This is a genomic window from Mesomycoplasma ovipneumoniae, assembly GCF_035918255.1.
Lineage (GTDB): Bacteria > Bacillota_I > Bacilli_A > Mycoplasmatales > Metamycoplasmataceae > Mesomycoplasma > Mesomycoplasma ovipneumoniae_A.
Genome location: NZ_CP142136.1, coordinates 94,115 through 106,376, shown reverse-complemented (window position 1 = coordinate 106,376; position 12,262 = coordinate 94,115). Strand labels below are relative to the sequence as shown.

At 28.4% G+C, this 12,262-nt stretch carries 8 protein-coding genes and 9 tRNA genes; 15 read left to right on the top strand and 2 right to left on the bottom strand.

Annotated features, from left to right (window positions below):
* Positions 1-47 precede the first annotated feature (47 nt).
* The 3 genes from lepB to U3G01_RS00500 all read left to right on the top strand — a co-directional run bounded on the left by lepB (position 48) and on the right by U3G01_RS00500 (position 4,468).
* Entirely contained in the window at positions 48-533 is a 486-nt protein-coding gene (lepB, locus tag U3G01_RS00510) for a signal peptidase I (protein WP_326564846.1), read from the top strand.
* 454 nt (positions 534-987) lie between these two features.
* A complete protein-coding gene (locus tag U3G01_RS00505) occupies positions 988-2,475 on the top strand; it encodes a hypothetical protein (protein ID WP_255030872.1) in 1,488 nt (495 codons plus the stop codon).
* 508 nt (positions 2,476-2,983) lie between these two features.
* Complete coding sequence (locus U3G01_RS00500; RefSeq protein WP_255030870.1) at positions 2,984-4,468, top strand: hypothetical protein; 1,485 nt, start codon at positions 2,984-2,986, stop codon at positions 4,466-4,468.
* A 299-nt stretch (positions 4,469-4,767) separates the two neighbouring features.
* Here the strand turns inward: U3G01_RS00500 and U3G01_RS00495 are convergent, their stop codons facing one another.
* On the bottom strand, positions 4,768-4,902 hold the full coding sequence (locus U3G01_RS00495) for a hypothetical protein (RefSeq protein ID WP_326564845.1): 135 nt from the start codon (positions 4,900-4,902) through the stop codon (positions 4,768-4,770).
* 285 nt (positions 4,903-5,187) lie between these two features.
* Positions 5,188-5,979, bottom strand: a complete 792-nt coding sequence (gene ylqF, locus U3G01_RS00490; RefSeq protein WP_230580389.1) for a ribosome biogenesis GTPase YlqF — start codon at positions 5,977-5,979, stop codon at positions 5,188-5,190.
* Between the two features lie 78 nt (positions 5,980-6,057).
* On the opposite strand from ylqF, the gene U3G01_RS00485 reads away from it, so the two are divergent.
* From U3G01_RS00485 to U3G01_RS00430, 12 genes are all read left to right on the top strand, one after another.
* A tRNA-Arg gene (locus U3G01_RS00485) sits at positions 6,058-6,134 on the top strand.
* 76 nt (positions 6,135-6,210) lie between these two features.
* A tRNA-Pro gene (locus tag U3G01_RS00480) sits at positions 6,211-6,287 on the top strand.
* 3 nt (positions 6,288-6,290) lie between these two features.
* Positions 6,291-6,367: transfer RNA gene (locus U3G01_RS00475), tRNA-Ala, on the top strand.
* Positions 6,368-6,369: 2 nt separating this feature from the next.
* Positions 6,370-6,446, top strand: a tRNA-Met gene (locus U3G01_RS00470).
* A 30-nt stretch (positions 6,447-6,476) separates the two neighbouring features.
* Positions 6,477-6,552: transfer RNA gene (locus U3G01_RS00465), tRNA-Ile, on the top strand.
* Positions 6,553-6,556: 4 nt separating this feature from the next.
* Positions 6,557-6,647: transfer RNA gene (locus tag U3G01_RS00460), tRNA-Ser, on the top strand.
* Between the two features lie 24 nt (positions 6,648-6,671).
* Positions 6,672-6,746, top strand: a tRNA-Met gene (locus U3G01_RS00455).
* 1 nt (position 6,747) lies between these two features.
* A tRNA-Asp gene (locus tag U3G01_RS00450) sits at positions 6,748-6,823 on the top strand.
* A gap of 1 nt (position 6,824) precedes the next feature.
* Positions 6,825-6,900, top strand: a tRNA-Phe gene (locus U3G01_RS00445).
* A gap of 338 nt (positions 6,901-7,238) precedes the next feature.
* Positions 7,239-7,955 (top strand): hypothetical protein, encoded by a 717-nt coding sequence (locus tag U3G01_RS00440; protein WP_010321266.1) that lies wholly within the window; start codon positions 7,239-7,241, stop codon positions 7,953-7,955.
* A gap of 395 nt (positions 7,956-8,350) precedes the next feature.
* The gene (gene gyrA, locus U3G01_RS00435; RefSeq protein WP_069097374.1) at positions 8,351-10,906 is read left to right on the top strand and encodes a DNA gyrase subunit A; all 2,556 of its coding nucleotides are present in this window, start codon (positions 8,351-8,353) and stop codon (positions 10,904-10,906) included.
* A gap of 1,014 nt (positions 10,907-11,920) precedes the next feature.
* Positions 11,921-12,043: a hypothetical protein gene (locus U3G01_RS00430; protein ID WP_282861333.1), complete on the top strand. Its 123-nt coding sequence runs from the start codon at positions 11,921-11,923 to the stop codon at positions 12,041-12,043.
* Positions 12,044-12,262 lie beyond the last annotated feature (219 nt).

Sequence of the window (12,262 nt, the reverse complement as noted above, 5' to 3'; positions counted from 1 at the left end):
ATATATATAATTATTCGTGTAATACTTAAATGAAAAATGATTCAACTATGGAAAAAAATAATTTTGTAACTATTAAACCAAAGAAAAAATTTTTTAATAAAAAAAACCTTTTATTTGGTTTGTCAGCTTTAGTCTTTTCAATTGCCCTAACAGTTTTTATTCTCTTTACTTTTATTTTTAGGTTAGTTGATGTTGAAGGTAACTCGATGTTTCCAACTCTTCAACACGGGCAAAAAATTTTTATTAATAGAGTAAAATCACCAAAAAGAAACGATATTGTCGCTTTTAATTACAAAGAAATAGTTTTAATTAAAAGGATTTTGGGGCTGCCAGGCGATAAAATAACTGTTAAAGAAAATGAAATTTACATAAATGATAAAAAAGTTGCAACTTTTATCAAAAGCGCGACTTTTTTGTTCGATGGAGTAGTGCCAGAAAATAAATTTTTTGCTGTTGGCGATAATTTGGAAAACAGTAGTGATAGCAGGGATTTTGGATTTTTTGATCTACGTGATGTCATTGGAATTTTATAGGGGTTAATTCTTTCTCTATATAAATTTATTAATTTATAAATATAGGCATCTGTTAAAATAAAAAAAATATAATTTTTTTACAAAATATGGTGAAATTATATTTTTTTATTTTTTACTTTCTTGTTTTTGAAGATCATGATATAATTTGTTAAAAATATAAGAACAAATTATAAGGAGAATTTAATGAAGGTAACAAGCAATTTTATCTATTTTGGCAATTTTTGCAGATCATAGTGATTTAACCAAAAACAAAATTGGTTATTTTGAAAAGCATCGGTCAGGCACTCCTAATTTTAAAAATATGTTAAAAGCTAGTGAAAATACTTACTTTATTGGAAACTAAAAAAAAAAATTAGAAAGATCAGCTACTATCGAATTTATATCAAAAAATTTAAATCTGTAACTGTTGGTAATTCTGTTGATGATAAATTAACACTTCCTTATTTGGTTAATGATGAAAAATAAATTAATTCTTACTAAATTTTTGGGAACAACCCTTTTAATTCCGGCATTTTTTTTAACTTCCTGTGGAAATTTAATTACTTTTATTACTAAACAGATTTTTAACATAGATGACGGAATTAACAATCCAGAAAATTACAATTCTTACTATTTTTTAAATTTACTAGCAAAACATTATGAAGAATTTAATACAAAAAACGGTACCTTTTCAGCCCTAAATCTGTTTTATAATCAACCCGAAAAACAACGGGACAACATTTGATTCTTTCGCGAACCTGATGATCTAATAATTGAAAACTTAGAACAATTTCAAAAAAATATTGTTGATAGAACTGAAGAAATTATAAAAAATAATCCTAATTTTGCAAATGTTAATACTTCTGAACTCAAGTCAGAATTTGAAGACAAATTTCTAAAAGGAGAACTTCTTGAAAAAGTCTTAGAAAAAAACAATATTATAATAAACGAACATGGTAGATATTGAAAGCCAAGTCGTGTTAGCTACTATTATTTTGAAGAAAATGGTTCTTCAAACATTATAGCCACAAGATTTATACCAGATTATGTTATAGAAGGAGAATTAGAACAACCCGATGTAGTTTTTAAAGATTCGCCTTTTTTTAATGTTATAGTCTACCCTAAAAATAAAACAATCACCTTTAGGGACATTGACGAAGGAATTTACACCGACGATAATGATAACATTATAGATTATAAAGAACAGAAAAAAAGGAAAATATTAATTGAAACAGAAGCTAGAAAAATTTATAATAAGCTCGCAAAAAAGTACAATTTGTCAAAAAACAAGATTAGTACTTCTTCACCCTTTTTTATGTCTATTATTATCAATTTTAGCCGAAAAATTAATAATATTAAAACTTTAAAGCCAAAAATTCTTGATTTAATTACAAATAAAATCAATCCTTGATCTAATAGTTTTCTACCAGAAAAACATGAAATTATTAAAAATATTGACGAATTTAAGACAACAATTATTGACCGAATTTTAAAATTGGATCCTAAATTAAAAATTGACCAAAATGATCTAATTTCTGATTTTGAGCAAAAATTTCTAAAAGGCGAAAAACTTAATGAATTTCTAAAAAATAATAATATTTTTATTTACGAAACTTGAGAACAAATTGGTTATGAACCATTTTGAGGAAGTGTTCTGCACCCTATATCGCCCCCTACTAATTTTTCAAAAAGGACTGAAAGAGAAAAATTGGTTCTTAGAAAAACAGAAAATAATAATATTTTTTTGACAGCAATTTTTCAAACGGATTTAACACTAAATTTTGTTAGAAGCCCTGAATCTAGTTTTGAGAAAGTTGCCTTTCAAATCTTTGCTTTTCCTAAGAATAAAAATATCATTTTTGATAAAAACGTTAGTCAACTTGAACTAATCGAGGATTTAAAAAACAATTATTTAGATAAGTATGAAGAAAAAGACAAACAAATAGCAAAAAACTACGTATAAGTTTAAATTAGTAGAAAAAATCAGACAAATAATTTTTTTCTATGATTTTGACTGCTCCACTTTTGTTAATTTTTTCTATCATGTTCATTTTAAAAGATTTGGATGAATAATTTACCTCACATAAAAACTTATGCTTTTATATGATAAGTAACTTTTAAGGGCTTGGTTTAATTTTATTTTCTTTTTTATGGCAAAAGGTCGATAATTTATTGTGAGAATTTTAAAATTTTTTAGAATATTGAAAATTATTAATAAATAATGCTCATGATTATTAGTCATAATTTGTTAATAAAAGTATAATGATAAAATATTTATTTAAAAGTAGAAGTCGGGTTTTCAATAAAAAAATTAAAGTGATAATAAAATGAATATAATTAAATTAAAAACATAAAACATGTTATAATTTTTATAAATAATTTTAATCGGGGGCTTTATGCCAAAAAATTTAAATCTGTAACTTTTGATAATTCTGTTGAAGATAAATTAGCACTTTCTTATTTGGTTAATAATGAAAAATAAACTAATTCTTAGTAAATTTTTGGGAACAACCCTTTTAATTCCGGCGGTTTTTTTAACTTCCTGCGGAAATTTAATTACTTTTATTAATAAACAAATTTTTAACAAAGATGACGGAATTAACAATACCCAAAATTACAATTCTCACTATTTTTTAAATTTACTAGCAAAGCATTATGAAGAATTTAATGCAAAAAACGGAACTTTTTCAGCCTTAAATCTGTTTTATAATCAACCCGAAAAGCAGCGAGACAAATTTTTATTCCTTGGCGAACAAAGTAAAATAACAATTGAAAACCTCGAACAATTTCAAAAAAATATTGTTGATAGAACTGAAGAAATTATAAAAAATAATCCTAATTTTGCCAAAATGAATACTTCTGAACTCAAGACAGAATTTGAAGACAAATTTCTAAAAGGAGAACTTCTTGAAAAAGTCTTAGAAAAAAATAATATTATAATACGCGAACGTGTCAGATATTCAAGGCCAACTCGTGTTACCTACTATTATTTTGAAGAAAATGGTTCTTCAAACATTATAGCCACAAGATTTGTACCAGATTATGTTAAAGAAGGAGAATTAGTTCAACGCACTGTAGTTTTTGATGATTCGCCTTTTTTTAATGTTATAGTCTACCCTAAAAATAAAACAATCACCTTTAGGGATATTGATGAAAAAATTTATGCTGGTGATAATGATAAAATTATAGATTATGAAAAGAAGAAAATATTAATTGAAGCAGAAGCTAAAAAAATTTATAATAAACTCGCAAAAAAGTACAATTTGTCAAAAAACGAGATTAGCGGTTCATCGCCCTCTTTTATGTTTGATATTATCCATTTTAGCCAAAGAATTAATAATATTAAAACTTTAAAGCCAAAAATTCTTGATTTAATTACAAATAAAATTAATCCTTGATCTAACAGTTTTTTACCAAAAAAACATGCAATTATTAAAAATATTGACGAATTTAAAACAACAATTATTGAGCGAATTTCAAAATTAGATCCTAAATTAAAAATTGACCAAAATGATCTAATTTCTGATTTCGAGCAAAAATTTCTAAACCGAGAAAAACTTGATGAATTCCTAAAAAATAATAATATTTTTATTTACGAGACTTGGGAGCGAATGGGTTACTGGCCACCTTCAAAATGACCTGCCAACCCTATATCGGCTCCTACTAATTTTCCAAAAAACATGGAATGAGAAAAATTGGTTCTTAGAAAAACAGAAAACAATAATATTTTTTTGACAACAATTTTTGAAACAGATTTAACACTAAATTTTACTATAAGTCCTGATTCTAGTTTTGAAAAAGTGGCTTTCCAAATCTTGGCTTTTCCTAAAAATAAAGATATCGTTTTTGATAAAAACATTAGCCGTGTTGAACTAATTGAGGATTTAAAAAACAATTATTTAGATAAATATGAAGAAGAAAAAAAGAAAAAATGACCAGACAAAAACCACGTATAAGTTTAAATTAGTAGAAAAAATCAGACAATTAGTTTTTTATTTGTAGTTTGTGCAAAAACTCTTTTGCATTTTAAGCAACCATTTTATAGACTTTTTTAGTTTTGAAAGCGAAAAACTAAAAAAACATAGAGTTAAAATCTAAAATAACAAAATTGCTTTTGCAGGACAAAAAAGCGAGAAAAACGTCCCGTTTTTCCTGAGTTTCCCAGTTTGATAAGGTAATTTCAAAAAAGCATCCGGTTTTAGGGAATTTTTTAAGTTTTTTGGTAAAAGTTAATTACAATTTTATTAGTAATTTATTAAGATATCAAAGTATTGATTGTTTCCAAATAACTTGTTTCAAATTTCATGTTTGAAATTTCCTTAAAATATTTAGTTTTTTTGCCAAACAATTTGTTTACTTCAATAAAACCATCTTTATTTTGTTTTTTCATAATTTATAATTATACCATAAAATTACTGAAAATGCAATTAAATGACATTAATATAAATTAAGGTTTTACGTTCAAAAAACACTGATTTACGGGTGTTTTTTCATATTTATATTCACTAAAAGGTGAATTTTTGCCTTAAAACTGGGAAACTCGGGATTGCTTTTGCAGGACAAAAAAGCGAGAAAAACGTCCCGTTTTTGCACCTAAATTAACACAATAATTTAGATCTTTTTAAAAATTAATTAATCAAAATTTTTTTAGTGAAATTTAATTTTCTTTAAAAAATTAATCTAATGTAATTTTTTGTTTTCCAATATGCATTAAAAATCACTTTCGACAGCGAGGCAAATCTAGACCACTTTTATTTATAAATTTTTTATTTTTGCACAAAATTAATAAGTTTTCTTCAATTTCTGAATCAATTAGTGAGGGTTTTAGTTCTAAATCTGTGATGAAATTTGGATATTGTTCAGAAATTATTTTGTATGCTTCAATAAAAAGATCACTAATATTTAGAATTTCCCACCTTATCAAACCAATAATAGCTAATTTAACGGCTAAAATTTGATCGTCCATTTTTGGCAATAGGATTCCTGGGGTGTCAAGAAAAAGAAATTTATCATAGCTAATTCATTGATTATTTCTCGTTATTCCCGGTTGGTTTCCTACTTTTAGTTGTGATTTTGTGATTAAATTTATTAGCGTTGATTTTCCAGTGTTAGGCACTCCGACAACAAAACACTTTAGACTTGGGGAGAAAAATTTAGTTGAATTTTTTTCTTGTTTTATTTTAAATATTTTATTTAAATGTGATATAATTTCTAATCTAGCTGAGTAATCTCGTAAATTTACAAAGAGAACAAAAAATTTTTTATCCGTAAAAAATTTTTTTATTTTAGTGAATTTGTTTTTATCAGCTAGATCAATTTTTGTTACTATTACTAGTGTCATTTTTTGTTTTGCAATTTGCAAAAAATTCTCATTTAGACTAGAAATAGGACATCTACCATCCACAACTAAAATAAAAAGATCTGCTATTCGCGCTTTATTTTCTATGTCATTTATGCTTTTTGCCATATGGCCTGGAAATCAATTTATTTTCATACAATAAATTATAAATCTTTTTATTAAAAAAGTGGTATAATACTAAATTGTGGTCACGTAGCTCAGTAGGATAGAGCACGAGCCTTCTAAGCTTGTGGTCAGAGGTTCGAATCCTCTCGTGATCGCCATTTTTTTATTCTTAAAAATAAAAAAAATAATAAAAAAAATTTTGCTTTTTCAAAAAATAGTGTATAATTATTAATTGGAGAAGTAGCTCAGCTTGGCAGAGCGCTACGTTTGGGACGTAGTGGTCGCAGGTTCAAATCCTGTCTTCTTCACCATTTGGGGGGGTAGCTCATCTGGCTAGAGCGCCTGTTTTGCACGCAGGAGGTAGAGGGTTCGACTCCCTTCCTCTCCACCATTGGCTCTATAGCTCAGTTGGTTAGAGCGTCCGGTTCATACCCGGAAGGTCATGAGTTCGAATCTCCTTGGAGCCACCAATTTTCATATAATATATAACAAAATCGCCTGGATCTATAGCTCAGCGGTTAGAGCATCCGGCTCATAACCGGTTGGTCATTGGTTCGAATCCAGTTAGATCCACCAAAATGGGCAATTACCCAAGTGGCTGAAGGGACTAGTCTTGAAAACTGGCAGGGGTGTGAAAGCCCGCGGGGGTTCGAATCCCTCATTGCCCGCCATTTATTTTAAAAATTTCTTAACACAGCGGAGTAGAGCAGAGGTAGCTCGTTGGGCTCATAACCCAAAGGCCGTAGGTTCGATTCCTACCTCCGCAACCAAGGTCTAGTAGTAAAGTGGTTAATACGCCTCTCTGTCACGGAGGAGATCGCGGGTTCGATCCCCGTCTAGACCGCCATGGCTCCGTAGCTCAGTAGGTAGAGCAACGGTTTGAAGCACCGTGTGTCACTGGTTCGATTCCTGTCGGAGCCACCATACCTAATTGCAACCTCCAATAAAATATAGAAAAATAATATAAAAAGTGCCGTGATCTACGGCATTTTTTAATTTTTAATTTTTTTTTAATATTTTTTAGTTAAAAAAAATATTTATCTTGTAAAATTTAGTATTTATTTTTATGTAGAGAGAAGGTATTAACAATTTTTTACCAAAATCCGGATTTTTATCTTTCCCTTACCGTAAATTTACTAATTTTCCTTTTAATTATTCTAGCAGTTCCGGTTTTAATAGTATTTTTGATTGCAATTGTTAAACCGCGAATTAAGCGAACGTCAAATATTTATCTCTATTCACTTAGCACCGGTCTCTTGTTGATGGTTGCAACAGTTGGACTTATGCAAGAAGGGTTTAATGGTGCTGAAAATTTCGCTCATAGCTATGGTGATCTAGAAAATTTATTTAAAATTCTAATAATTGGCGGTGGTTCGATTTTAGGTCTAACAAGTGTTTTTATTGCGCGTTGATTTTTTATTCGCATTTTTAAAAGAGATTTGCATCTGGATCACAAACAGCACGATCATAGCGATCATATTGTAAATTTTTCTGACATTGATAGTCCAAAATCTGCTTGACTTGCAATTTTACTTCTACTTTCACACCGAACAATTGATGGATTTATACTAGGATCTGTCATTGCCAGGGTAACTGCAGGAGAAGAAGTTAATTGATATTTAATTGGAACTTTTGTCGCTCATATGTTAATTGAAATTTTAATTATTCATTATCGGCAAGTTCAATATGGTCAAAGTATTAAAAAGTCCGTAATTTACAACTTAATTACAACGCTAATTTTAATTCCAATTATTGTAATAGGCGCTTTTTTGAATAGATTTTTCATTCAAACTGGTTGACTAATTCCATTTTTCAATGTTTCAGGTGGAGCAATTTTGAGTTTTGTGGTAATAATCGAATTAGTTCCTGAATTTATTCACCTCAGGAATAATTCCTCAAAACAATGGCATATTTCCCTTATTCTTTTTGCGGCCGGAATTGTTTTTGCCCTAATTCTTTTAACACTTCACCAACACTAATTTTTAAAAGGCATAACTTAATTTAACAAGTCTTTTTGCAAATTTTTAGAAAATTTCGAGCCTTACAAAGCTCGTTTTTTTATTTTTTAAGTATTTTTTTTTAATTATTAAGGCAAAAAATTTAACTATTAAAGTTTTGGTTTTTTTATAAAATCCCGTATTTTACAACACTTTTTTAGTTGATCCCTGTTTTTATCTAAGGTTTTAATTTCAAATTTTCCCACAAATTATTTTCAACATCAAAACTAAATTAATTATTATTTAAACAAAAATATTTTTTTAATTATGTTGGCATACATAATTAAAAAAATTTCGAAGTTTTTCAGCCAAAAATTCAAAAAAAGCCGCAAATTATGGTATAATTTTAAAATTAGTATTGTTTTTAAAGGAAATATATGATTGAGGACAATAAAAACCATAAAGATAACGAAGAAATCAAGGAAATTGATTCTAGCTTAAATAGTGAAGATGACAAATCGGACGACTCAGACCAAATTTACGAAGTTAAACCAACAATTTTAGAAACAGTAACTGACAATATTGTTCCAATTAAAATCGAAGATGAAATGAAAGTTTCATTTCTTGATTATTCAATGTCAGTTATTGTTTCAAGAGCTCTACCTGATGTTCGTGATGGACTAAAGCCGGTTCATAGACGAATTTTATATACAATGAGCGAACTTGGAATAACTTCAGGAACTAGTTATAAAAAATCAGCTAGAATTGTCGGTGATGTTCTTGGAAAATATCACCCACATGGTGATGCTTCTGTTTATGATTCAATGGTTCGAATGGCTCAACCTTTTTCACTACGCTACCCGCTTATCGATGGACACGGTAATTTTGGTTCAATTGATGGCGATGAAGCTGCCGCAATGCGTTACACTGAGGCGCGATTGTCAAAAATTTCTAATAAAATGATTGAAGGTATTAAAAAAAATACTGTAAATTTCAGACCTAATTATGATGCAAGTGAAATGGAACCTGAAATTTTGCCAGCACGATTTCCAAATTTATTAGTTTCAGGGGTTTCTGGAATTGCTGTTGGGATGACCACCAAAATTCCACCGCACAACTTAGGCGAAATTATTGAAACTTTCATTACTTTTGCAAGAAATCCAAATATTGACATTAATGAATTAATTGAGACTCTTCCTGGTCCAGATTTTCCAACAGGTGCCATAATTTCGGGAAAAAAAGGGATAAATCAAGCATATTTAACCGGAAAAGGTACTTTTTGAATTAGATCAAAAGCAAAAATTGAATATTTAAACTCAGGTAGATCACGAATTATTTTTTACGAAATTCCTTATGAAGTTAAAAAACCTTCTATTATCGAAAAGGTTGCTTTTTTAGTAAAAAATAAGAAAATTCTTGGAATTAAAGATATTCGTGATGAAAGTACTCGTCACGGAATTCGTGTTGTTTTTGATATTAAAAAAGGATTTAATCCTGAAGTTATTTTAAATAAACTTTATCACAGCACCGATTTACAAATTAGTTATTCAATAAACATGCTTGCGCTTGTAAAAGGTGTGCCAAAATTAATGAATTTAAAGGAAATTTTAACTCATTATCTTGAACACCAAAAAGAAATTAATCTTCGCGCGCTGAACTTTGACCTGGAAAAAGCTAGCGAAAGACTTAATATTTTAAGCGGTTTAAAAATTGCTATTGAAAATATTGACAATGTAATTGCGATCATAAAATCTTCAAGTTCAGACCAAATTGCTCAAGAAAGATTAGCCCAAACTTATAATTTAAATCCTGTCCAGACAAAAGCAATAATTGACATGCGTCTTGGTCGGCTAACTAGTTTGGCAATCGAAAAATTAATTAGTGACATTGAAAGTCTAAAAATCGAAATTGATGAGATTAAGTCAATAATTGAATCACCTGAAAAACTAATTGAATTAATTATTACCCAACACAAAGCAACCGCTGAACAATTCAGTGATCCACGAAGATCTGAAATTATTACCGAAATTATACGACTTAATGAAGAAGATTTTATCCCTAATGAAAAAGTAATTATTTCTCTGACACAAAATAACTATGTAAAAAGGTTAAATTTAGAAGAATATCGTCTACAAAATCGTGGTGGCTTTGGTGCTTCAGTTTCAAATTTATACAAAGATGACGAGCTAAAATCTGTTTGCATTACAAACACCCACAGCGATCTTTTAATTATTTCTTCACGGGCTAAAATTTTCAAACTTCGGGCTTACCAAATTCCTGATAGTTCAAAACAAGGAAAAGGTCTCCCTTTTTTAAATCTTGTACAAGTACAAAAAGATGAAAATATTAGTGCTTTAATTCCTTGAAACCAGCAATACAATGATCATTGGCTTATCACAGTTTCTGCTTTTGGTTATATTAAAAAAACGGAACTTTCAGAGTTTAGTTATATTCCAAAAAATGGAAAAATCGCTTTAAAACTTGTTGAGGGAGATTATTTAAAATCAGCCTTTATTGTGCCAGCAAGTTCTGAAATCAATATTATTTTAGCCTCATCGCAAGGACTTGTAAATCGTTGACCAATTAAATTATTACGAAATACCGGTCGGGCTTCAATCGGTGTTAAAGGAATCGCTCTTGAAGAAGGACACAAAATAGTTGGCGCTTGTTACACTTTTGGCAATGATTTTGTCTTTAATTTAAGCAAACATGGTTATGGGAAAAAAACTCCTGTTGAAGAATATCGACTAACCGGAAGAGCAACTAAAGGACTAAAAGGTCTAGACGACGAAAAGGCTGGCGATCTTATTTTTGTCGGCACAATTGGGCCAGATCAGGAAGCAATAATTATCACTAAAAGAGGTTTTGCAATTAGAATTGATCTTGATAGCGTTCCAATAATTAGTCGTAGGACAAAAGGGGTAAAATTAATTAAACTCAAAGGTGAAGACGAAATAAGTTTTGTTACTTTAATTAAAAAAGAGACAAATTAGTCTATCAATTTTAGACAAATCACTAAGAAATTCACAGTTGAAAAAAATTTAAGTGGATTAAAATTGCACAATCAAAAGACTTTAAAGTCCTAATTTCCATTTTATAGTGTAATTTAGACGCTGATTTAAAGTCTTAAATTCTCTCCTTGTCTTAATTTTTGTTATCAAACTGGCAAACTCAGGAAAAATAACTGCCAAAGCAAAAACACTGAATTTTAATCTAATCATCACGAAAGAAAAATCTACTTATTAATCAAACTAAAAAAGCTAAAATTTTAACTTAAAAAGCAAAATTATGAAATTTTTAAACTACTTTTTTAGTTTAAAACACTGACAAAAATCATAAAAAAATACAACTACTATTTAAACTCAATGTAAATAGAAAACTCGTTTTTATTTAAATTGAGCCTAAAAAAATATATGAAGTTTTGAAAGAACAACAATTAAAAGCCATAAATTTATAGATTTCTAAACGGTTAAATTTATGGAATTCCATCATATTTAAAAATATAATGGAAAATTCGCATTTTCTGATTTTTCTATGCAAAAAACATAACTAATTCCCCCTTAATTCAATATTAAAATTTATTAATTATTCTTAGTGAGGTTTATTATAACAGAAATTTTTTTTAGACCAAACATTTTTTTTTTTTTTTTTTAGCAAAGGGTTGATTTTAAAATATTAAAATCAAGATTTAAGCGTAAAAAACCCGGATTTACGGGTATTTTTGCATATTTGTATCCAATAAAAAGTGAATTTTTGCCACCAAACTGCCAAACTCAGGAATAAAATGCTGGAAAATTAACTAAAACAATACAATTAAAATCATAGATAAAAAGCAATAATCTTAATTTTTTACACTAATTTAGGGTATTTAGATAATGGCCTTAAGAAACAGTTATATTGAATCTTGTTTTTTAGACTTAATTAGATTAGCTTCAAAAAATCGCTTTTTGATGCGGCGATATGACCACTCAATAAATATAGGTTCTAGGATAATAGGTAGTAGAAAAATGGGAACAATAACAGTTACTAATGTTGAAATTTTTAACCAAAATGTTGGTTCATCAAGAAGAAAATGATTAAAGCATAGAAAAATTGTTGAAAAAAGAAGAATTCAAATTGATAAAATATAAAAAAATAAAATTTTCAATAAGTAATAGAAAAACTTTTTTCTGTTAAAATTTTTTTCATTTTTATTAAAAATTGAAGCAAAAATAAATGTATAAAATCAATAATAGTTCTGCATCTCAGCTACAACCCAGTCAAATTCACTAATTTCCTTGCGGTTCCTTAATTTAATATTACGATATTTAAAAGAACGTCTAGTATACTTAGGGGAGTCAATTGCTTCT